At 57.2% G+C, this 23,327-nt stretch carries 17 protein-coding genes; 2 read left to right on the top strand and 15 right to left on the bottom strand.

The features are described 5' to 3' along the window. Both H3U89_RS02870 and H3U89_RS02875 read right to left on the bottom strand, forming a co-directional pair. Complete coding sequence (locus H3U89_RS02870) at nucleotides 1-897, bottom strand: ABC transporter permease (RefSeq protein ID WP_232340501.1); 897 nt, start codon at nucleotides 895-897, stop codon at nucleotides 1-3. A 217-nt stretch (nucleotides 898-1,114) separates the two neighbouring features. Then, entirely contained in the window at nucleotides 1,115-2,761 is a 1,647-nt protein-coding gene (locus H3U89_RS02875) for an ABC transporter substrate-binding protein (RefSeq protein WP_198178566.1), read from the bottom strand. A 334-nt stretch (nucleotides 2,762-3,095) separates the two neighbouring features. Between H3U89_RS02875 and H3U89_RS02880 the strand changes: the two genes are divergently transcribed. Continuing rightward, nucleotides 3,096-4,208 carry a LacI family DNA-binding transcriptional regulator gene (locus tag H3U89_RS02880; protein ID WP_198178565.1) on the top strand — a complete coding sequence of 371 codons (1,113 nt, stop codon included), beginning with the start codon at nucleotides 3,096-3,098 and terminating at the stop codon, nucleotides 4,206-4,208. Between the two features lie 44 nt (nucleotides 4,209-4,252). Here H3U89_RS02880 and H3U89_RS02885 read toward each other — a convergent pair whose 3' ends face one another. The 10 genes from H3U89_RS02885 to H3U89_RS02930 form a co-directional block, all read right to left on the bottom strand. Beyond that, on the bottom strand, nucleotides 4,253-5,947 hold the full coding sequence (locus tag H3U89_RS02885; RefSeq protein ID WP_232345719.1) for a DEAD/DEAH box helicase: 1,695 nt from the start codon (nucleotides 5,945-5,947) through the stop codon (nucleotides 4,253-4,255). Between the two features lie 202 nt (nucleotides 5,948-6,149). Further along, nucleotides 6,150-6,680 carry a heat shock protein transcriptional repressor HspR gene (locus tag H3U89_RS02890; RefSeq protein WP_198178563.1) on the bottom strand — a complete coding sequence of 177 codons (531 nt, stop codon included), beginning with the start codon at nucleotides 6,678-6,680 and terminating at the stop codon, nucleotides 6,150-6,152. Nucleotides 6,681-6,732: 52 nt separating this feature from the next. After that, nucleotides 6,733-7,737 (bottom strand): DnaJ C-terminal domain-containing protein, encoded by a 1,005-nt coding sequence (locus tag H3U89_RS02895; RefSeq protein WP_198178562.1) that lies wholly within the window; start codon nucleotides 7,735-7,737, stop codon nucleotides 6,733-6,735. 145 nt (nucleotides 7,738-7,882) lie between these two features. Beyond that, nucleotides 7,883-8,608: a nucleotide exchange factor GrpE gene (gene grpE / locus H3U89_RS02900; protein WP_232345467.1), complete on the bottom strand. Its 726-nt coding sequence runs from the start codon at nucleotides 8,606-8,608 to the stop codon at nucleotides 7,883-7,885. Nucleotide 8,609: 1 nt separating this feature from the next. After that, nucleotides 8,610-10,508, bottom strand: coding sequence for a molecular chaperone DnaK (gene dnaK, locus H3U89_RS02905; RefSeq protein WP_198178561.1), 1,899 nt, complete (start codon nucleotides 10,506-10,508; stop codon nucleotides 8,610-8,612). A gap of 239 nt (nucleotides 10,509-10,747) precedes the next feature. Next, entirely contained in the window at nucleotides 10,748-12,898 is a 2,151-nt protein-coding gene (malQ, locus tag H3U89_RS02910; protein WP_198178560.1) for a 4-alpha-glucanotransferase, read from the bottom strand. A 274-nt stretch (nucleotides 12,899-13,172) separates the two neighbouring features. Further along, nucleotides 13,173-13,787, bottom strand: coding sequence for a YesL family protein (locus H3U89_RS02915; RefSeq protein WP_198176982.1), 615 nt, complete (start codon nucleotides 13,785-13,787; stop codon nucleotides 13,173-13,175). An 84-nt stretch (nucleotides 13,788-13,871) separates the two neighbouring features. After that, nucleotides 13,872-14,708 carry a carbohydrate ABC transporter permease gene (locus tag H3U89_RS02920; protein WP_198178559.1) on the bottom strand — a complete coding sequence of 279 codons (837 nt, stop codon included), beginning with the start codon at nucleotides 14,706-14,708 and terminating at the stop codon, nucleotides 13,872-13,874. Next, nucleotides 14,705-15,550, bottom strand: coding sequence for a carbohydrate ABC transporter permease (locus tag H3U89_RS02925; RefSeq protein WP_198176984.1), 846 nt, complete (start codon nucleotides 15,548-15,550; stop codon nucleotides 14,705-14,707). The genes H3U89_RS02920 and H3U89_RS02925 overlap by 4 nt, the downstream gene beginning before the upstream one ends. A 125-nt stretch (nucleotides 15,551-15,675) precedes the next feature. Further along, nucleotides 15,676-17,025 (bottom strand): ABC transporter substrate-binding protein, encoded by a 1,350-nt coding sequence (locus H3U89_RS02930; RefSeq protein WP_198178558.1) that lies wholly within the window; start codon nucleotides 17,023-17,025, stop codon nucleotides 15,676-15,678. A gap of 470 nt (nucleotides 17,026-17,495) precedes the next feature. Here H3U89_RS02930 and H3U89_RS02935 point away from each other — a divergent pair, with 470 nt between their 5' ends. After that, on the top strand, nucleotides 17,496-18,584 hold the full coding sequence (locus tag H3U89_RS02935; protein ID WP_082069302.1) for a LacI family DNA-binding transcriptional regulator: 1,089 nt from the start codon (nucleotides 17,496-17,498) through the stop codon (nucleotides 18,582-18,584). A 25-nt stretch (nucleotides 18,585-18,609) separates the two neighbouring features. Here the strand turns inward: H3U89_RS02935 and H3U89_RS02940 are convergent, their stop codons facing one another. The 3 genes from H3U89_RS02940 to H3U89_RS02950 form a co-directional block, all read right to left on the bottom strand. Further along, on the bottom strand, nucleotides 18,610-21,063 hold the full coding sequence (locus H3U89_RS02940) for a glycogen/starch/alpha-glucan phosphorylase (protein ID WP_198178557.1): 2,454 nt from the start codon (nucleotides 21,061-21,063) through the stop codon (nucleotides 18,610-18,612). A 472-nt stretch (nucleotides 21,064-21,535) separates the two neighbouring features. Next, complete coding sequence (locus H3U89_RS02945) at nucleotides 21,536-22,372, bottom strand: carbohydrate ABC transporter permease (protein ID WP_045934905.1); 837 nt, start codon at nucleotides 22,370-22,372, stop codon at nucleotides 21,536-21,538. Next, nucleotides 22,369-23,223, bottom strand: a complete 855-nt coding sequence (locus H3U89_RS02950) for a carbohydrate ABC transporter permease (protein ID WP_045934904.1) — start codon at nucleotides 23,221-23,223, stop codon at nucleotides 22,369-22,371. The genes H3U89_RS02945 and H3U89_RS02950 overlap by 4 nt, the downstream gene beginning before the upstream one ends. Nucleotides 23,224-23,327: the final 104 nt, after the last annotated feature.

Here is a 23,327-nt window from a genome sequence, read left to right on the forward strand (position 1 = left end):
TCACCTCCTCGTCCTCGGGTCAAGGACCCCGTAAAGAATGTCCACGATGAAGTTGGCCACAAGCACGCTGATGGTGATCATCAGGAAGATGGCCTGCATCAGGGGGTAGTCCTGGTTGGTCACGGCCTGATAGAGCAGGAGGCCGACCCCCGGATAGTTGAAGACCTGCTCGACCAGGAGGGAACCGCCGACCACGCCGCCCAGGACCAGACCAAAGGAGGTCAGGTTGGGAAGGAGGGCGTTCCTGGCCGCGTACTTGAGCATGACCGTCCGCTGGCGCAGGCCGTTGGCTTCGGCAAAGGTGACGTAATCGTCCCCCAATGTGTTGATCATGGTGTTGCGCATGCCCATCACATAGCTGCCCAGGGAGGTCAGCAGGATGGTCAGTGCTGGCAGTATGGAGTGCTCCACGGCGTCAGATATGAAGTCCATCGAGAAGTTGGGTATCGCGGTGGACGAGTAGGCGCCGGAAGTCGGGAAGATGCCGGCCCTGTAACCGAGGAAGAAGAGGAGCATGAGGGCCAGCCAGAAGGAGGGGAAGGCCGAGAGGAAGGAGCTGGAAATCGTACCGGTCACATCCACGGCGGTCCCCCGCTTCCAGGCCATGAGGGCCCCGAGTGCAGTCCCGATGATGAAGGAGACAATCGTGACCAGCCCCACCAGTGTCAGGGTCCAAGGAAGGGCAGCCCCCACCAGGTCCGATACGTTCTGCGGGAAGTTGCTGTATGAGACGCCGAAGTTCAGGTGGACCACATCCCCCAGATACTGCCAGTACTGGCTGAGCAGGTTGCCCTTGGGCATGCCCAGCTGGGCTTCTATGGAAGCCCTGACCTCAGGGGTGACCGGCCCGTTCTGGGACAACTTGGCTATGGCCGCGTCGGCAGGTGATCCAGGCATCATCCTGGGCAGTAGAAAGTTGACGGTTATGGCCGCCCAGAGGGTAACGAAGAATAGACCAATTTTCCCGAAAAAATATCGCACGTGACGACCTTTCATCCGTCAGGGGCGGGGGGCGGCCCAGTAGGCAGACAAGGAGGGACCGGCCGTCCCGACGGCCCGGCAGGACCGCCACCGAACCAGCCCGCTCCTCTTCTGCCCTTATGGGCCCGGCCTCTCAGGCCTTCTTGATATGGGTTACCACCATGAGAACCGACTGGGTCCAGGTGCTGGGTGAGGTGTAGGGGTCGTCCTCACTGGGCCAACCCGTGTAGTTCCGTGTACTGAACAGGCCCCAGAGACCGCCGTAGAAGAGACCAATCACCGGCACATCGTCGTAGACGATCTGCTGGAGCTGGTCGACTATGGCCTTCTGGGACTTCTCATCGGCCGCCTGCTTGAGCTGGGCCAGGAGTTCATCGGCCTTGGGGTTCTTGTAACGCTCGAAGTTGGCGTTGGCTGACTGACCCACGGGAACCGCGAACTCACTGTTGAGCAGGCCGTTGTAGTCCTGGAAGACGCTGCCGGTGCCTCCGAAGGAGGAGATCAGGAGATCATAGTCGCCGTTGTTCTGCGCCTGCGTGTATGCGGCCGGCTGGGGCTGGGTGAGCTTGACGGCTATACCCAGCTTGGTCAACTGGCCCTGCATGGTCTGCACCCCGCGCAGCCAGTCGGTGTAGCCGCTGGGCACGGTGATGTTGACCTCGAGCTGCTTGCCGTTGGAGTCCACCAACTGGTCGCCCTGCTTCTTGTAGCCGGCCTTGGCGAAGTACTCCAGGGACTGGGCCTCGTCCTGGGAGACCTTTCCCTTGTTGGGAATGGAATCGTTGACCCACTTGTCATGGTTGGGCAGGATGAGGCCGGTCTGGGTGGCACCATCCACATAGCCTTCCTCAGCGTCCTTGGCGATCTTGTCGCGATCAAGGGCATAGCTGAGGCCCTTGCGGAAGTTCACGTCGCTGAAGGGGGCCTTGGTCAGGTTCGGGTAAAGGGAGACCGTACCCCCCGGAGGGAACCAGTAGTGGTTGTGCTGCTTGTCGGCGCCCACCCAGGTCTTGTCCACGTTGTTGATGAAGGAGTAGGCCCAGTCATACTTCTTGTTGACCAGGTCCAGCTGCTTGTTGGAGGCGGGCAGAACGATGGTGTCGGCCGCAACCTTCCCGGCCTGCCAGTAGTCCTTGTTCTTCGCCAGGGTGTACTGGTTGGGCTTGAAGGTGTCCAGCTTATACGGGCCGGTCCCGACGGGGTTCTCATTGGTCCACTTGAGGGGGTCCTTCACACCCTTCCAGATGTGCTCCGGGACGATGTTCTGCTGACTGACGATCGACACCGCAGGCACATCGTTGTCCTTGAACTGGAAGGTCACTTTGGACCCTGAGGCCTCAAGGGAGGAGATGTGCTGCCAGACCCCCAGGGAGTCCATGGCCGCATCCTTCTTGACCAGGTTGAAGGTGAAGACCACGTCCTGCGCCGAGAAGGGCTTGCCGTCGCTCCACTTGACCCCGTCACGAATCTGGAACTCGACTGTCTTGGGGTCCACGATCTTATGCCCGCTGGCCAGGAAGGGGGTTGAGGTCCCATCGAGGCTGTTGACCACCTCGAGGGGTTCGTAGATGAAGTTGATGCCTATCCTCTTGCTGGTCGAGAATGGGTTGAAATTACGGGTGAAAGTTGGACTGCCACTGTCACCGCCGAAGAGGATCTGATTGCCTGCGGCAGCCTGCTGCGTTGCCTCGGACTTACTTCCGCATGCCCCCAGTCCCAGGAGGGTGACCCCTGCAACCAGTGTTGCAAGGATTCTCACCGCCACTGTTTTCCGTCTCATATGTCTCCTTTGTCTGCATTGACATTCACGGGCCAAATCCGTCCTCTGCTATCGGGGTGTAGTCGGCACGCGCATGCACGGGTGGGTTCCCGGACCTGCACGGCATCCTCTGACCGGACCGGATCAACCATCGTGCTCTCTACTGTATGCGCTTACATTTAAATGTGCAAATCATTCCCATCAGGAGTTTTCAAGCGTGGGGATTCCTTCATTTACTTATATAGTTACCTATATTCCCAGATAAGGAGCATTAATGTTAGCGCTATCAAATCTTGCAATCAACTGCACGTTTCGATGATATGCTGTATGGGATGTATGAAAGAAAGGAAAGCGGATGGCAAGGAAACCGACCGTGTACGATGTCGCCCGCGAGGCCGGCGTATCCATCGCCACCGTCTCCAGGGTCCTGCGCACACCAGAGATGGTGAGGCCCGAAACCAGACAGACTGTGCTCAAAGCCATAAACCTCCTGGGTTATCTCCCCAGCGGCAGCGCGCGGAGCCTGGCCGCCCGACGGACCAACACCATAGGCCTTTTTCTGCCAAACATCGATCAATTGGACCAGATCAGCGACTTCGAACTGGTCAGCGAGGATGCCGCCGACATCGTCGTCGATCCACCCCACGATCAGAAAGACAATACGGATTCCCTCTACTTCGACGAGGTGTTAAGGGGGTGCGAACTGGAGTCCTGGCGGCAGGGCCTCAGCCTCATGGTCAGCATCGGCCTGAGGGGAAAGGGTGACGACATCCCCCAGCTGATCAGCACCATGTCGGAAAAGGTGGATGGTCTGATTGTCCTGGCAAGGTCCGTGCCTGACAGCGTCCTGTCCTTCCTGCGCAAACGCCTGCCCGTTGTCATGATCGCCAATGCTCCATTCAACCAGGAAAGCGAATTCGATCTGGTCCGCGTGAGCAACCGCAAGGGCATGTACACCTTGGTCAGGCACCTGTTCGAGAAACACCGGGTACAGCGGATGGCTTACATGGCGGGCATGGATGATTCCCCAGACAATGGCAAACGCTACGAAGGGTTCTGTGAGGGTCTGAGGTCAGAGGGGTTGGAACCCTCGGCCGCGCCGATCTACAGAGGGCAATTCTCGCAGTCCGTCGCCTATCAGATCGCTGCCAGCCTGGTCAGGCAGGGCACCCTCCCCCAGGCCCTGGTGTGCGCCAACGACCAGATGGGACTTGGGGTACTGAGGGCCCTATCTGATGCGGGTGTAAGCGTTCCCGACCAGGTCATCGTCACCGGGTTCGACGGAATCAAGGAGGCCTCCGTCTCACAGCCCCGCCTGACCACGGTCCGACAGCCCATGGTCGAACTGGGCCGGGCCGCCGTCTCCACCCTGGTCAGGCGCCTGAACTCACCGGAGGAACCACCCATTTCCACCGAACTCCCCGTGAAGGTCCAACTCCGGGAGAGCTGCGAAGGGAACATGGCCTGACCCATGCGGTCTGACCGGTCACGCCGATAGAACAGCGGGAGCAATCAGCGGGACTTGACCTGACGGAAGGGATTATTGTCCCGTCTCCGTCTGCCTCCGCGGTGCCTGTGATCACCGTTGCGGTAGGTGCGACCGCCGTCGTCGAAACGACCGCCATCGTGGCGACCCCGCCCACGAGCTGTGCCCGCACGGCCACGATTGCCCCTGCCTCGATGGCCACCGGCTTGGACGGCTTGATCGGAGTCGGCATGCCCGTGCCGCCTACGCCCGTCGAAGGGGCGATCCTCGTCAAGCCCGTCAGCCCACTTGCGATGGGGATTCCTTCCATCACCGTCACGTCCCCGGCCAGAGCCCCTCGGCCGCCTGTCGAACCGATCGTACCCCCGTCTCCTACGGGCGGGCCCGCCGGATCGACGACCACGAGAACCGGCCTGCTTGCCGTCCTGTGATCCTCGGGTTTCCGCTATGGCGGCCTCCAAGGACCAGCCCTCAACCAGGGGGGCATGGGGTCCCACAAGATCGCCTACCTCCTGGGAGTTGGCCGTGACCCCGACCGGCTTGGCATCTATATGGGCCATACGCAGCATCCGCCGGGTATCTCGCCGCTGATCGGGCAGGACGACCGTCACCACGTCGCCGGAGTGGCCAGCCCTTGCCGTGCGCCCGGAACGGTGGAGGAAAGACTTGTAGTCGGCCGGAGGGTCCACCTGGACCACCAGATCCACCCCGCTGACATCCATGCCTCTGGCCGCCACATCGGTGGCCACCATGACCCGGACCAGGCCCTCCGAGAAAGCCTTGAGGTTCCGGTCCCTCTGCCCCTGGGAGAGGTTGCCATGCAACTGGACGGCAGGGATGCCATTGTCAATCAGATTCTTTGCCAGCTTCTTGGCTTGGAACTTGGTCCGGGTAAACAGGATCCTCTTGCCCTGCCCTGCGGCCAGCGTGCGGACCAGGTCGTGCTTAGCAGCCTGCGTCGTCTCGAAGATGTGGTGGGTCATCAGATCCACATGCTGGGTGGCGGAATCCACCTCGTGAATCTTGGGATCCTTGAGGAAACGCTTGACCACGGCATCCACTCCATGATCCAGAGTGGCCGAGAAGAGCATGCGTTGACCGCCCGGTCTGACCTGGGCCAGAATCCGCTCCACGGCAGGCAGGAAGCCCATGTCGGCCATCTCGTCGGCCTCGTCCAGCACGGCGATCTCCACGTCCTCCAGGCTGAGCTTGCGCTGGCGGAGCAAATCCTCCAGGCGACCGGGGCAAGCCACCACGATCTTGGCACCGCGCCGAAGCGCATCGACCTGACGGCCCTGGCCTACCCCGCCATAGACAGTGCAGGTCCGCATGCCGTAGGCCTGGGCCAGCGGATTGAGAACCTCATCAATCTGATTGGCCAGCTCGCGGGTGGGAGCCAGGACAAGACCGCGCGGGCGTGGCAGACTGCCTGATCCAGCGGCTCCACCGCGACCATGGGTGGCCCGTCCTCCCTCGTCGGCAGCCAGTCGAGCCACCAGAGGGATGCTGAAGGCCAGGGTCTTGCCGGAACCGGTCCGGCCCCGGCCCAGGATGTCACGGCCAGCCAGGGCATCGGGCAAGGTATCCCGCTGGATGGGGAAGGCGCTGGTCTTGCCGTCCTTGCGCAGGACGCGGACCAAGGGTTCAGGTACACCCAGCTGGTCGAAGGTCACGGGCTCCGCGGCGGGTTGTCCGGAATTGGATGAATTGGAATCGGGCATGGATGAAGCAGTCACAATGACCTTTCACAACAGGGAAGAAAACGGTACTGTCGGTCGACAGTTCGCAGGCCGCGTGCAAAGCAGAGAATGACGAATTTCGCGCAAGCGGTTTCCCCGTACTCAAAGCATTCAGGCGACAGTCAGCCGCAGCTCTTGGGCGAGCGGCCAACCTGTACACCATAGCACAGGCCACTCACCTGTCTCAGGAGCGTACGCTCCAGACGATCAGCGATTTGGACTCGGTCGGATCGGCCTCGTCATGCGTCGTGTCCTGCCGCCAGAGCCGAGCCCTGCTGGACCGCCTGACCTCGACGACCCGGCCGTCGGCAGCGGCCGCGAACATGCTGGATCCCTGTGACTGGTGGGAGCGGCGCAACTGACGCCTCAGCTGGCGATTCTCCTCGGCCAGGGCCAGGATCCTGGTCACCCCGGCCAGGTTGATGGACTCGTCCTGGCTCAGATGCTGGGCCTGACCCAGCCGGTCCAGATCCCGCAGGGAGTATCGGCGCGCACCCCCCTCGGTCCGTTCCGGCACAATCAGACCCAGCCGGTCGTATTGGCGCAGAGTCTGCGGATGGATGTTGGCCAACTGCCCGACCTGGCCGACGGTGAAGACCGGCAACTCAATGTCCAAGCCGGCATCGTCGGCAGCATCCAGGCTGATGTGCCCGGCCACCAGGCCGCGAGCGCAGGCCAGATAAATCCGCCTGGTCTCGGGATCCACCCTGACCATGATCATCACTCCTCCCCGCTGTTCGTTCCGACTTAATCCGGCATCCGGATTGTCATATCTTCATGCGCTCCCCGGCGATCTGCTCGTCGAAGTCACCGCTGGACTTGGCAAAGTCACGCATGGCCTTCTTCTGAGCCATGCCCAACCGACCGGGCATGCGAATCTCAAGCCGCCCCACCAGGTCGCCCTTGCCGCGCCTGTCCTGGACTCCCTTGCCGGCGATGCGGATCTCGTCGCCGCTGGAGGAGCCGGCCGGAATCCTGAAGGTGATGACCTGGTCGTCGATGTCCCGGGCCTGGACCTTGGCCCCCAGGGCAGCCTCGGAGACCGTCACCGGCAGGGTCATGACCAGATCCCTATCCTTCATGGTGAACCGCTGGCTGGGCTGGACGCTGATCTGCAGGTAGAGGTCGCCATTGGCGCCCCCGTCCCTGCCGGGCCGACCCTTGCCAGCCAACCTGATCCGCTGGCCGTTGCGAACCCCAGCGGGGATATGCGTCTTGAAGCGCTTGCCGCCCACGCTCAGGGAGACCGTGGCCCCCTTGACCGCCTGACGGAAGGACAGGCCGATTTTCGAGTTGCGATCCTCACCCTTGACGGGCCTGGGCCTGGTCTCCTGGTAAGTGGTCCGACCTCCACCGCCGGCACCCCCACCGAAGGAGGAGAAGATGTCAGCAAAGTCGGGTTGTCCCGAACCATCGCCGAAACGGATGCGGGTGCCTCCCGGCGCCCCGGCCCCGCCGAACATGGAGCCGAAGATGTCCGAGAATGCATCGGTGTTGAAGCCGCCCTGGCCTGAGCCTCCGGCGAACCGGGCTCCCCCCATGCCGAACTGGCGGATGGCATCGTACTTCTGACGCTGCTCCTTGTTGCTGAGCACGTCGTAGGCCTCGGAGATGTCCTTGAACTTCTCCTCGGCCTCCTTGGTCTTATTGAGATCGGGATGGTATTTGCGGGCAAGCTTGCGGTAGGCCTTGGTGATCTCCGCTTCGCTGGCGTCCTTGGAGACACCAAGGACCTTGTAATAGTCCTTGCTCAGCCATTCATTCTCAGCCATCCATGTCTCCTTTCCTCATAAGCTACGAATATATCGAATTGGAATCCGCCCTTTCGCGTGCGGCGGCGGGCAGGACCATACCCACCAGCCGCCGCATGCGAAGGCGTCGATTCAGCCTGCGGAAGGTCCGCAATCACCGTCCCTGCTACTGCCCGGGCGAGGTCACCACTACCCTGGCGGCCCGGATCACCCGGTCGCCGATCCGATAGCCTGCCTCGACCACCGTGTCAACGGTCTCTTTCTTGGCCTCGGGGTCCGGCTTGTGCAGGATGGCCTCATGCTTGGTGGGGTCGAAGTCCTCGCCCTTTTCACCGAACTTCTCGACACCGAACTTCTCGAAGGTCTTGTCGATCTTCTTGGCCACGGCCTGGAAGGAGTCGTCCATCTGCCCATGCTCCTTGATTCGGTCAATGTCATCAAGGGCCGGAAGAAGGGCGGTCAGTACATCCACGATGCCATGCTGACGGAAGATGTCCTGCTCCTTCTTGGCGCGGTTGCGGAAGTTGACGAACTCGGCCCGCTCGCGCTGGAGGGCCTCCAGATAATCGGCGGCCTCCTTCTTGGCCTGGCCCAGAGGAGTCAGCCCGTCTGATCCCTTGTCGGTGCTCTCCTCATTGGCCGAGTCGGCATCAGTCTTGTCATCAGCCTGAGCATCCGCTGACGACGCGTCCTTGGCGGAGGAATCCGACGTGGTCTGTCCGGCAGCCTGGCTCCCGTCTGCTGCGCCCTTGTCGGCGTGACGTCCGCGAGCCGCTTCCTGGTCGGGCGTCGAGGCGGCGTCAGAGGCCTTGGCCTCGTTCCCGTCCGGTCCGCCGGCGGCGGCCGGGTCACCCTTCAGTGGCCCGGCATCATCCTTGTCGAAGGCCGACATGTCACTCGCCGTCCTTCTTCTTGTCGTCGTCGTCCACGACCTCGGCATCCACCACGTCGTCATCGGCGGACGAGGAAGAGCCTGCACCCGAGGCGGCACCGGAGGCACCTGCAGCGCCCTGAGCGCCTGCACCGTCAGCGGAGCCCTGCTGGGCGTAGAGGGCCTGGCCGATCTTCTGGGCAGAGGTCATCAGCTCGCTCTGGGCGTTCTTGATCTTGTCCATGTCCTCGCCCTTCAGAGCCTCTTTCAGAGCGTTGACCTTGTCGGTGACCTCCTTGGCCACCTCGTCGGAGATCTTGTCCTTGTTGTCGTTGACCAGCTTCTCGGTCTGGTAGGCAGCGGACTCGGCGGCGTTGCGGGTGTCGGCATCCTCACGACGCTGCTTGTCCTCGGCCTCGTGGGCCTCGGCCTCCTTGACCATGCGATCAATCTCGTCCTTGGGCAGGGCGGAGCCACCGGTGATGGTCATGGACTGCTCCTTGCCGGTGCCCTTGTCCTTGGCGGAGACGTGCACAATGCCGTTGGCGTCGATGTCGAAGGTGACCTCGATCTGAGGAACGCCACGCGGGGCTGGAGCGATGCCGGTCAGCTCAAAGGTCCCCAGAGGCTTGTTGTCGCGGGCGAACTCACGCTCGCCCTGGTAGACCTGAATCAGCACGGAGGGCTGGTTGTCCTCGGCGGTCGAGAAGACCTCGGACCGCTTGGTGGGGATGGCGGTGTTGCGGTCGATCAGCTTGGTCATGATGCCGCCCTTGGTCTCGATGCCCAGGGAGAGCGGGGTCACGTCGATCAGCAGGACGTCCTTGCGGTCGCCCTTGATGACGCCGGACTGCACGGCAGCGCCGACGGCCACAACCTCATCGGGGTTGACGGTCTGGTTGGCTTCCTTGCCGCCGGTCAGTTCCTTGACCAGGTCCTTGACGGCGGGCATACGTGTGGAACCGCCGACCAGCACCACATGGTCGATGTCCTGAACCGAAATGCCGGCATCGTGCAACACGTTGTTGAAAGGCGTGCGGCAGCGGCCCAGCAGGTCGGAGGTCATCTCTTCGAAGTGCGCCCGGGTCAGGGTCTCGTCCAGGTGGACCGGGGTCCCGTCGGGGGTCATGGCCAGGTACTGCATGGAGATGCTGGTGGACGAGGAGGAGCTCAGCTCCTTCTTGGCCTGCTCGGCGGCCTCCTTGAGCCGCTGCAGGGCGATCTTGTCCTTGGACAGATCCACGTTGTACTTGTTCTTGACCTCGCTGACCAGCCAGTCGATGATCTTCTGATCCCAGTCATCGCCGCCCAGCTTGTTGTCGCCGTTGGTGGCCTGGACCTGGATGGTGGAGAAGCCGTCGTCATCCTTGCCGATCTCCAGCAGGGAGACATCGAAGGTGCCGCCGCCCAGATCGAAGACCAGGATGCGCTCGTCCTCCTTGCCCTTCTCCAGACCGTAGGCCAGAGCTGCAGCGGTGGGCTCGTTGATGATACGCAGGACGTTCAGACCGGCGATCTTGCCGGCATCCTTGGTGGCCTGGCGCTGAGCGTCGTTGAAGTATGCAGGGCAGGTGATGACCGCGTCGGTGACGGGCTCGCCCAGGTAGGACTCGGCGTCCCTCTTGAGCTTCATGAGGATCTGGGCCGAAATCTCCTGCGGGGTCCACTTCTTGCCGTCGATCTCGACGGACCAGTCGGTGCCCATGTGGCGCTTGACCGAGCTGATGGTCCGGTCCACGTTGGTGACCGCCTGGCGCTTGGCCACTTCGCCGACCAGAATCTCGCCGGACTTGCTGAATGCCACCACCGACGGCGTGGTCCGCGCGCCCTCAGCGTTGACGATTACCGTGGGCTCGCCGCCCTCAAGGGTTGCAATGCAGGAATTGGTGGTTCCCAGATCAATGCCAACTGCACGTGCCATACTCGTTACCTCCTGATGAAATGGGGCGTAGGGTCTGACCCCGCACCTCGACGTTCACGTTCTCCGCTCGCGCTTCGTTCGTGGTCCCGATGGCCGACTTCCGTCGACCCGGACAAGCAGCCATCATGACCACTCCGAAACTTGAGCCTACATCACTCAACTTCTTCTGGCAAATATTATTCCCATTGTCAAGAACGCTACTGAAAAACGAGCAAATACCGGGATGACAGGAGTCCGGCTCACCCTTTCTGCATAATCCCGGCAAGTGCGCGGACACGGGCCATATCGAACACCTTGTCAGCACTCACTGCTTGCCCATGTTCATCAGCCAATGGAACGCGCCAATTGGGGTATTCATCGACTGTGCCAGGCTGATTCTGCGAACGAGCCTCGCCCACCCCATCAACCAACGCGGCGACCTTGAGCAGGCAGGGGGACTCGGCAATGGCACGGTGCATAGCCTGCACAATTTCCTGCATATGGCCGTCCTCATCACTGGCAGCTGCCTTATCCAACCAGCCATGGTCCTGCAGAAAGCGCAGCATGGCCGCATGCTCCTGCTTGGCGGCATGTTCAAAACTGGCGGGCGACGTGTTCAGCAGGTGCAACTTCTCTCTGAGTCGCACATGCTCATAACGAAGATATCCAGCCGTGGGAGGCAGATCATGCGTAGTCACGGCCGCCAATGCACACTGACGGTACTGTGCCGGATCTGTAAACCGTCCATCTTGCTGCTCAAACCACTCAATGACGGTGCCCAGAATGCCACGTTCAGCCAGAGCCTGCGAAGCGTAACGGGGGACGACACCCAGATCCTCCCCGATGACCATCCCTCCGGAACGAGTCGCTTCAATGGCCCAGACCGCCAGCATGGCATCCTGATCATAGGACACGTAGGCTCCCTGGCTCGCAGGTAACCCATCAGGAATCCACCAAAGTCGGAACAAGCCCAAGGCATGATCGATGCGGACGGCCCCGCAATGAGCGAACATGGCATGGACCAATTGCCTATAGGCCAGAAACCCGGTCCGCTGCAAGCTCATCGGGTCAAGCGGCGGCTGCATCCAATTCTGCCCCTGCTGATTGAAATCATCTGGCGGGGCGCCCACCGTAGCACCGGATGCATAAGATTCCGGATGGGTCCAGACATCGGCTCCAAGAGGATTGACACCAACAGCCATGTCTTCCATCAGACCAATAGCCATGCCGGCATCCCGGGCAGCCCTCTGCGCCCGTTCCAGCTGCTGATCAGCAACCCATTGCATCCAGACATAGAAATCGAAGTCGTCATGATGCTCCTGCAGCAGGTTACTGACGGCGACAGAATCCGGGCCGAGTCTATGAAACCATGAGTCGGGTCCGGACTCAGGCCTGCCCCAGCATTGGTATGCCAAGCACCACAAGGCGAAGTCCTTGAGCTCAACGCCACCGGAATCAATAAACTGTTTCAGCTGTCCAGCACGTTCCTGACTCAGCTCACCCTTGTCATAGATGATCCGCAAGGCTGCCTCTTTGCACTTCCAGCTATGATCCCTGTCAATGAGATCGGGATTGGTGTCATCCATTGATACCTGCTTCAGGAGCGTACGGATACCATGCTTATCCCCTGCCGGCAGATTCTGGTATTCGTCGATCAGCTCAGGTCGAATATAGAGGGGATTGATAAACACACGAGAGGCCGGGAAATACGGCGAAGGCGTCATTGGAGGCACTGGCTCGGCGGCATGGATGGGATTTATCAGCATGAAATCAGCCTTGGTCTTATCAGCAGCATCCACAAGAAGCCTACGTAGATCCCCGAAATCGCCGACACCCCAGGATTGCGGCGAGCGCACCGAATACAGCTGAACCATCCAGCCCCATCGTGGATGCTCGGCAACCGCAGCCGGCAGATCAATATGTCCCGGCGCAGCAATCACCGTCGACACTGCGCTCCGCATGCCGTCCGATACGGTGAGCTCGTGGTACCCAATCGGAATCCTGCCGTCCAAAACCAGAAAGAGGGATCGACCGTCATCCGGGCCGCCTCCCGACGTGATGACCAGCGACGATGATTGATCTGTTCCGTCCTCGAGCTTCAACGAAGCTCGCACGGAACCTGCAGCTGCACGAAGCGGCACCCTGACAGCATTGCCCACGGTCTGCACGATGGTCGGCGGACACAGCTGTTCATTCCGGTCACGAAGTATGCGCTTCAGCGATAGACCGATCTGCGCATCGCTCTTGGCGGGAACGCCCATTGCCCCCAGCACTCTGACGAGCACATCGGCATCTATATGCTGCAATTCGCCTTGCTGATCCTCATATTCAGCAGCGACACCGCACAAAGCGGCAAGACGTGCCAATGCGCCTGTAGTGTCAGGCAATGACTGCACTGCTTTCGCACTCATGATTCGACCTCATTCCACCCTGCGCAACGTGTACCTTCCTGGCGTCCCAATGGCATTACCCCCGGACCGTCGCCCCGTGACATAGTTGATCTCCTTTGCTTACTTTGGCAGCAGGTCGAATACCGGGAGCAATCGCACGAGGTTCAACGGCCACCAAGATTGTTCTTGCAATCGTTGTCATTCCTTAATTGGCATTGCATCGCCTTTTCATTTACATCCGAGTCAATTTGATGGAATCGTATACATGTTTATGTATACAGGTATTTCACGGCCATCAGGATTGCGAATTGCCGGTCCGATACCTGTCAAGGGTGGGTTTCTGGATCGGCGTATGGAGCATGACAAGTGTTCCATACCCTAGAACCACGAGAAGAAAAAGCCCCTGGGGAAGACGAAGCCAGCAGACGGCCAAAAGCAGTAAATACGCCAAGTCCATGACGACCAAAGCCGCTGTGCGCGGCCAATTGACAACGCCAATGACCAGTGCATTCAGCATGGTCCTCAGGACAGTATTTTCAAAACCGGCTTGCAGCGACCAGACCCATTCGAAGACGATGGCCCATAGCAGCCCCAGGGCGAATCCAGGTATCAGCAAGAGGGGTACGCGCACCAGGAGCCATCCGCATATCAGCAGGCAACCGATCGGACCCAATATCAGCCATATGCACGTGGACTGCATAAATTCCACTCGAAAGGCATGGAAAAAATCGGCAGTTACATGGCCTCGCCCCTGAAGGGACCTTCGAGCAGCGTAATGTCCTGCCGACAAAGCCGCACCAATGGTAACCAAGGGCAGACCCGTAACCAGCATGAGCATGTTGATCCAGATGGCATCCGCCAGATCCGACAATCCGCGCATAAACCCTGAATCGGGAGAAAGAAAACCCATCAAACCTCCATGCAATGATGATCGGCACAGGAGCCCGCCCCAGGGAGGAACAGCCGGGCAGGCCCCCATGTCTGAAACATCGGCCTACCCCTTCACTGCTCCGGCAAGCACACCTTTGATGATGTACTTCTGGCAAATCAGGTAGAAGATAACGATCGGGATGATTGCCAGCACCAGGCATCCCATCATGGCGCCCATATCCACACTGCCATAACCGCCTTTAAGGTACTGGATGGCTATGCTCATCGTTTTGAACCTGCGCATGTCCAAGGTCAAATATGGCAAGAGGAAGTCATTCCATATCCACATAGCCTCGAGGATGGCGACTGAAACGATCGAGGGCCGCATGATTGGCACCACGATTCCAAAGAAAGTACGTGGAATACTTGCTCCATCAATCATGGCTGACTCCTCCAGCTCCCGGGGAATGCCCTTGATGACGCCAGTGAAAATGAAAACGGCCAGACCAGCCCCGAATCCAAGATAGACAAGGCACAATCCCCAAGGTGTATTAAGCCCCAGCATGTCCGCCAGCTTGGACAGCGTAAACATGACCATCTGGAAGGGCACGACCATGTTGAACAGGAACAGGACATACAAGGTTCTGGCCGCCCAATTATCGACGCGGACGATCCACCATGCACACATGGAGGTGCAGATCAGAATCAACAGCACCGATCCAACCGTAATGAGCACCGTCCATCCAAAGCTGGCAATCAAGTCGGTCCGTTCGATGCCACGCCGGTAATTCTCCAAACCAACGAATGCCCTGCCTACGGGTATCGAGAAGGCATTGCGCGATATATATGCCTTGTTTTTGAAAGAATTGACCAGCACCAGCACCAGAGGAAACACCCACAGTATGGATACCAGAGTGAAAAAGACGCTCCATAAGCCGGATCTTTTCGTTTTCTCACTCATGCCGTTACCTCCTTGCTGGTGGTAAGCCGGTTCTGTATCAGCGCAATCAGCGCCACGATAACGAAGAACACCACCGCCTTCGCCTGCCCGACGCCCTCAAACCCGGTCCTGCCATAAAACGTCCGGTAAATGTTCAGCGCCAGAAGCTCAGAGGTGTTCGAAGGCGCGCCATTGGTCAATGCCAGGTTCTGATCGAACATCTTGAACCCGTTGGTCACTGTCAGGAAGGTGCACACAGTTATCGACGGCATCATCAGGGGTAGCGTAATCAACATCAGCCGTTGCCGACTATTGGCACCATCGACCGAGGCGGCTTCCAGCACATCACCGGGAAGAGCCTGCAGACCGGCAATATAGATGATCATCATGTATCCGATTTGCTGCCAGCAGTACAGGAGCACCATTCCCCAGAATCCGTACATTCCCGAGTAGGTGATGGATCGACCCCATCGGGAGAGCACGCCGTTGAGCAGCAGCAGCCAAATGTATCCAAGCACGATGCCGCCGATCAGGTTCGGCATGAAGAAGACGGAGCGGAACACATTCGCCCCTCGAATCGCCTTTGTCAGCATGTAGGCCACCGCGAATCCAGCTACGTTGACAACAACAGTCGTCACTATGGTGAAAGCGACGGTATAGACCAAAGCGTGCCAGAATTCCCCGTCAGCCAGCGCTGCACGGTAATTGGTCAACCCGATGAATCGTGCATCAGTCACCGTAGTAAAACGACACAGGCTCAACCACACACCCATAAGAAAGGGGACAATAAATCCGACTATGAAGGCCACTACTGTGGGCACGGTAAAAAGGACCCACCAACGCCGTATCGATCTGACTACCATGGGTCGTCCATTCCTTCCCCGACTCCATCCAAGCCCGCCATGACCATTCCTCAGAAATTCGGACAAGTCTATGACGGGCAGCTGCTCATTTCAGCAAGCAAATGGAAGAGCCGACGCTCTATATATCAGGCCTGACGATTGGCCTGATACTCCTTGGCCCAATTGTCTACGAACGCCGACTTGACCTTATCCCAGTTGCCGGTGCCCTGAGCGTACTCCAGAAGGGCGTTGCCCAGGTCATTCTTCCACTGCTCGGAGGGCATCATGGTGAAGTTCCAGCTAACCTGGGTCTTGCCGGACTTGGAGTCTTCGACTGCCTCCTGAACCAGAGGATTGTCGGATTTTACATCATCAAAGCTCTTGAAGGGGGTGGTAAAGCCCATGTCGCTGCTCATGGCTTTCTTGCCCTTTTCGGAGGTTATCATCCAAGCCAGGAATTTCTCCGTCGCCTGCTGATCATCCTTGGAGGCCTTCTTGTTGATGCACCAGTAATTCTCCGAACCTGTCGCCAGACCCTGATCCTTCTCGCCGGGAGCGCCGATGTAGATGGGCATCATGCCGATCTGATCCTTGGACATACCTGCTTTCTCCAAATCAGTCCATGCCCAGGTTCCGTTCTGATATAGAGCGGCCTCTCCAAGAGCAAATTCCGAATTGGCGTCATCCCCGGTCTTGGAGCTCAGCTGCTTGGGATCAGTGGTGGAATCCTTCAGATAAAGATCGAAGATTTGCTTGAACTGAGGCAGATAAGTTCCCTTGACGGATTCTGGCTGAGTGGTGATCTTATCTTCCTTGAGTTCGTAATAGAGAGGAATATTGGCCAAATGCGTCTTGAAGCGCCAATCGGAGCTAGAGTCGAACCCCGCCGAGGTAAAGGCACCCTTGACGCCAAGCTCATCCTTGTGCTGCTGAATGTCATCAGCAACCGCCTTGAGCTTGTCAAATGAATTTATCTCCTTCACGGACTTGACCTTGGCATCAGGCAACTTCATGTACTTGCCCATGATGTCTTTGTTGTAAATCAGCCCATAGGTCTCCATGGCATAAGGAACTCCCAGGACCTGCTGACCGTCATCCGACTTGAGCGCCAGGTCTTGATTGGTCAGTTGACGATACACTTCGCTTTTGGACATGTCTGCCGTATAAGACTTCCAACTGGCTAGGCCCACGGGCCCATTCACCTGGAATAAGGTCGGAGCCTGCGATTTGGCCATCTCCGACTTCAGCGTCTGTTCGTATGTATTGGAGGCCGCCGTTTGCACATCAACCTTGACGCCGGTTTCCTTGGTATATTCTTCTGCGATCGCTTTCCACTGATCTGCTGCTTCTGGTTTGAAATTCAGGAAGAAGACCTTTCCAGCGGCTGTCTTACCACCATCAGCCGATTGAGTCGATCCGCAGGCGCCCAAGGCTCCGACAGACAAAGTCAGAGCCGCCAATAGACCAATTCCCTTGGTTATCGTGTGATTCATCATCGAACCTTTCTTTCTTGTTCAGTCGAATTCCTCGCTGTCACTTGTGTCCAGCCAGCGACTCGTGCCGAACTGAAACTCGACCTATCTTCCATTGTCCACAAAAAACGGAAAAATGCAAACGATAGCAATAAGGGATGACGGAATGCGATTTGCTAAGTCATTTCATCGACATGTCCGTTCTATGATTCGGCTCAACATGACTCTTTTAAGCCCACAAGACTCCGGATTCTCTATAATTCAATCGTTGTCATCAATGCGTCAGCCTTTCACACGGTGGCATCAACAGCATTCGTGCGATCGATTTCAAAACCTATATAAAGACTGCAAACGCGCTATTTCCCGGATATAACATCTGCGACGGGTTAGATCTGCATCCCAGGTTCTATAATAAAGATGAAGTAGATGAAGAAGGAAATTGCTATCGTTATCTATCAGATACGAGGACAGGCTCCGTCACATCGAACTGGATCATGGAGGAGGATTCGAATGAGGTGCTGCACCATAACGGCATCCCCAGCGGACGTCTCCTCTTCGGCAATCGGAGGCACCCAGTGAAATCCACCATCCAGGACGTTGCCAGGAAAGCCGGCGTATCAGTCTCCACCGTATCCCGGTCTTTCACTCGTCCACAGCTGGTTTCCGCGAAAACACGCGCCAAAGTCCTCACAATTGCCCGTCAGTTGGACTTTAGCATATCAAGATCGGCAGCAGCGCTGAAGTCAGGACAATCCATGCGCATTGCCATGCTCATAAGCGACAGTGTGACCAAATGGTTCAACAGCCATGTCTTCGCGGGCCTCAATGATGTTCTTCAACAATCAGGCTACGATATCTCCATTTATACAATGAATACCTTTGAAGCACGCAGCCGGTTTTTTTCCGATTTGCCGGTTCGTCGGAACGCGGATGCGGTAGTGGTTTGCTCATTCAACATAGAGCCGGATGAAATCGCCAGGCTAGGGAACATGGATGTGCCTATCGTAGGCATCAACATCCCGGCCATCAAGGAATTTGACGCAGCCGTTTATATCGACGACCGCGACTCCATGCGTCTGGCTGTCAACCATCTGATCGGCCTAGGCCATCGACGAATAGCATTCATTAGGGCAGGGCACGGTTCACCCTTCCGCTATAGGGCTGACGAGCGGCTTGAAGGCTTTATGGATGCCTGTCGCAAGGCGGACATTCAGGATGAGGCCACGGCCATACAATGTCCTCTCGGGCAAGATGTCTACAACTCAGCCTTGTCCCAACTCCTGGCACTGGAACCAGCGCCGACAGCTGTATGCTTCCAAACTGATGAATTGGCTATACCAATTCTTTACCGTCTTCATCGCTATGGCCGAGAAGTCCCTGACGATCTATCCGTTATCGGTTTTGACGACAGCACCTACAGCGACGCAATTGGACTGACCACCATACAACAGGATCCTTACGCCATGGGCAGGGCGGCAGCAGACAAGATACTCAGCCTGATCACAGGAAAGGATGCGGGGGAACTTTACCAAATGTTCCCCACGCACCTGATCCTCAGGGATACAACCAAACCTCCCCGGTGACCTTCCTGCAATCGTCAGGCCCCGCTTATCTGCGTGTCCCTGGCATCCAAATCCGGGTCAGATAATCCTCCACTGCCCGATCGGAACTGAAAGAGCCACATCGGGCGATATTGAGTATGGCTTTGCGAGCCCACTGATCGGGCTGTCTGTATGCTTGGTCAATCCTGCGCTGAGCATCCATGTAGGCTCCGAAGTCAGCCATGACCATGAATTGATCGTGCTTCAGCCAATCCTGGACAAGCTTGCGATAAGTATCACGATCACCATGCGAAAAGGCTCCTGATGCCACCATATCAATAGCAGCTCTCAGACGAGCATCCTTGTCATAATATGCCATAGGAGCATATCCCTCAGCATCCAAAGCATGCACCTGATCCACGTTCAGCCCGAAAGCAAAGAAGTTCTCTGCACCCACCTTCTCGCGTATCTCCACATTTGCCCCGTCCAAAGTTCCGACAGTCAGAGCCCCATTGAGCGCGAATTTCATGTTGCTTGTCCCACTGGCCTCCTTGCCGGCCTGCGAAATCTGCTCATCAAGGTCAGTGGCGGGAATCAGGTGTTCTGCCATGCTGATGTTGTAGTTTGCCGGGAAATACACCTTAAGCAGTCCATCGGTCCTTGGATCCGCATTGATGACTCTGGCCACATTGTTGATCAGCTGGATGGTCAGCTTGGCCATGGCGTAACCAGGAGCTGCTTTTGCACCGAAAATAACCGTTCTTGGTTGCACCCGATCATTGTCGGATCTTCCGGCGATCATATCGGCGTAATCAGCAATAACGGCCAGTATTTTCAACGACTGCCGCTTGTACTCATGCAGGCGCTTGACCATGACATCGAACATGGTTGAGGGGTCGGGGCTGAAGCCATACCGTCGTTGAGCGTAGAGAGCAAAATCCCTTTTATTGTCATCCTTGACGCGTATGAAGCGCGCCACGAAGTCGTCATCATCGGCCAGCGGTTCCAAACCAGACAGCTTGGAAAGGTCGGCAACCCAAGAATCAGTTCCCAAACCTTCCGTAATCAGATCCGAGAGCCGCGGATTGGCCAATCGCATGAAGCGTCTAGGAGTCACTCCATTGGTTACGTTGGTGAATTTGCCGGGATAAACTGTGTGAAAGTCCCTGAGCGTGACCTCTTGCAGAAGTCGGGAATGCAGTTGTGCAACACCGTTGACCTTGGTGGATCCAACCGTAGCCAGATAGGCCATGCGGATTGTAGGATCCTCACCTTGCGTGATGATACGCATGGCATCAATCCGCTCCTGATCAACCTGTTCGTCCCTCAAATATTTGACAAAATCAGCATCGATGCGCTCGATGATCTCCATATGCCTGGGCAACAATTCCGCAAGAAGCGAGCGCGGCCACTCCTCCAAAGCCTCTGGCAAGAGGGTATGACAAGTATAGTTGAAAGTCCTCTGTGTGATTTCCCACGCCTGCGTCCATTCATAGCCGAAGTCATCCAAAAGGATGCGCATCAGTTCGGCGATGCCAATGACTGGATGCGTATCGTTCAACTGGAAGCAAATATGATCAGGCAGAGTGCTCAGATCAGGATGATCCTGACCATGGTAGAAGGTCGCTATGGCATCGCCCAAGGATGCAGCGACAAAGAAATACTGCTGCTCCAATCTGAGACGCTTGCCGTCCGCAGTGGAATCCTCGGGATAAAGGATCGCGCTGATGGTATTCGCTCGCACCTGAGCCTGTACCGCGCCATCGTAGTCCGACTGGTTGAAGCGTTGCAGATCAAAGCCGTCATATGCTTCAGACTGCCAGAGACGAAGCGTATTTATACGCCCGGATGCATAACCAGGGATCGGATAGTCATAAGGAACCGCCTGAACCGACCAGGCCGGGCGCCAAACCCTGTGGCCATCCTGCCCCGTAACCTGTCCTCCAAAAGCAACCCGTTGCGCTCTCTCCATCTGTCGATATCCCCAGGCATCGCCGGCAGACAACCAGTTATCGGGCTTTTCCAACTGTCTGCCATCCGCATCGAAGACCTGCTCGAATATGCCATAGCGGTACCGAATACCATACCCGATGGCCGGCAGATCAAGCGAGGCCAAAGAATCCATAAAGCAGGCTGCCAACCTGCCCAATCCGCCGTTGCCCAAACCGGGCTCATGCTCTGCTTCGATGACATCATCGGGTTCAAAACCCAATTCCTGCATGGCTTCATTAAATTGATCAGTCAGCCCTGCGTCCAGAAGAGCATTGGGCAATTGCCGCCCCAGCAGATACTCTGCGCTCAAGTAGCCCACAGTCCTGGTCGTGCCTTCGGCCATGCGTCGATTGCTGCACTTCCAAGATGTCGCCATACAATCGCGTACCAGCTGAGAAGCTGCTTGATAAATCTGAACCGGCGATGCTGCAGCCTCATCGACTCCCCAGCGTTGAACCAGTCGTTTGCGAACCCCCTCAGCAAACTCGGCTGCTGATATTGATGCTCTTGGCTCAGTCAATTCCGTCATTGGGCAGTTCCTCCATTCTCGCCATTGATGCCAAACCTCGCCTCGGCCCGGTCTGCTTTGACAGTGGCCTTCCCCGTCCTTGCCCGGAAAGGCCATTACCAACACCGAATCGCCATCAATGGCATAGCGCCAAGCGACTACTTGTATTGCACACGTTATCATAATAAGAAACTTGTCTGCCTGCAAATCATTACTCAGCCTTTACGATCACTGGAGAAACAGCAACTATCCTTCAATCTGCGGCAAGTCTTAGAGACGAAGAGATGACATATATTAATGACACCGTTTGCAATTCAAAATCAGCTCTACTGTTACAAAATCCTCCGATGATGCAGACAGGCAGACTGAGGCTCCTGCTCAGCACATACCGTCCGCGGTATTGCAACCAGGCTAGCCAAACAGCCTGTCGGAGGAATGAAAATGGTCCCCGGGCCTAAGAAAGCAGCCCAGGGACCATGGAGGAATTGCAGTTTCAGCCCTTTACAGCACCAGCCAACACTCCACTGATGATGTACTTCTGACAGATCACATAAAAAATGACTATGGGAATGATAGCCATGACCAGACATCCCATCATCGCTCCCATGTCGACAGTCCCGTAACCGCCTTTGAGATATTGCACTGCAATGCTGATGGTCCGATATTTCCGCAGGTCCAAGGTCAAATAGGGCAGCAGGAAGTCATTCCAGATTCCCATGGCTTCCAGAATCGCCACTGACACTATGGAGGGTTTCATGATGGGCACGACAATCTCAAAAAAGGTCCTGGGGACACTCGCCCCGTCAATCATGGCCGACTCCTCCAGCTCTTGGGGGATTCCCTTGACCACTCCGGTGAATATGAACACCGGAAGTCCGGAGCCGAACCCAAGATATATGATCCACAGGCCCCAAGGCGTGTTGAGCCCTATAATGTCGGCCATCTTGGACAGGGTGAACATCACCATCTGGAAGGGAACGATCATGTTGAAGAGGAAGACCAGATAAAGCGATTTTGCCGTACGATTGTTCACCCGGACGATCCACCAGGCACACATCGAAGTACATAGCAGAATCAGTGCGACAGATCCTACCGTTACCACTACCGTCCATCCAAAACTGGCAAAGAAGTTGGTCTGTTCAATGCCCTTTCGGTAATTGTCGAGGCCCGCGAACATGTCGCCCAGCGGAATGGAGAAGGCATCATGAGTGATATAGACTTTGTCCTTGAAGGAATTGATACCAACCAGCACTATCGGGAATACCCACAGTAGGCACACCAGCGTGAAGAACAGTGTCCACCAGCCTGAATGTTTGGCCTTGGCACTCATGCGGTTACCTCCTTGCGAGCGGTAAGCCTGTTCTGCAGGATAGCGACAAGGGCCACGATGACGAAGAAAATAACCGCCTTGGCCTGGCCTGCTCCTTCGAACCCAGCCCGTCCGTAAAATGTCCTATAAATGTTCAACGCAACCAGTTCTGAAGAATTGGACGGTGCTCCATTGGTCAGAGCCAAATTCTGATCGAACATTTTAAAGCCATTGGTGATCGACAAAAACGTACAAACGGTTATTGATGGCATCATCAGCGGAATGGTGATATGGAACAGGGTCTGGGCGCCGCTGGCTCCATCAACCGATGCAGCTTCGATGACATCACCGGGCAGGGTCTGCAACCCGGCGATGTAGATAATCATCATGTAACCGATCTGCTGCCAGCACATCAGCAATACCATTCCCCAGAATCCGTACGTACCTGAAAAGGTGATGGACTTACCCCAATGCTGGAGGACACCGTTGAGCAACAGCATCCAGATATAGCCGAGCACGATGCCACCTATCAGATTGGGCATGAAGAAGATCGACCGGAAAAGATTCGCTCCCCTTATCGCCTTCGTTAGCAGACTGGCGATCGCGAAGGCACACACATTGACGATTACCGTAGTGACCACCGTAAACAAGGCCGTGTACCACAAAGCATGCCAGAATTCAGGATCCGATATGGCTGCAGCGTAGTTTTTCGTTCCTATGAAATTGGCATCTGCAATAGTCGTGAAACGACATAGACTCAGCCAAATCCCCAATATGAAGGGGATGACGAATCCAATCACGAATGCCACAAACGTAGGCAAGACGAACAAGGCCCACCAACGGGAAATCGTCTTGCCGGCCATCGATATCATTATCAACCTCCGAGACAGAATCCAATGATTCATCCATACCGGTGCGCATCCCGCCGAACAGACATCCCGTGTTCGCGCGGCATGCGTACCGTGTATATCCTTTA

This window comes from Bifidobacterium sp. W8104 (assembly GCF_016100735.1).
GTDB lineage: Bacteria > Actinomycetota > Actinomycetes > Actinomycetales > Bifidobacteriaceae > Bombiscardovia > Bombiscardovia choladohabitans.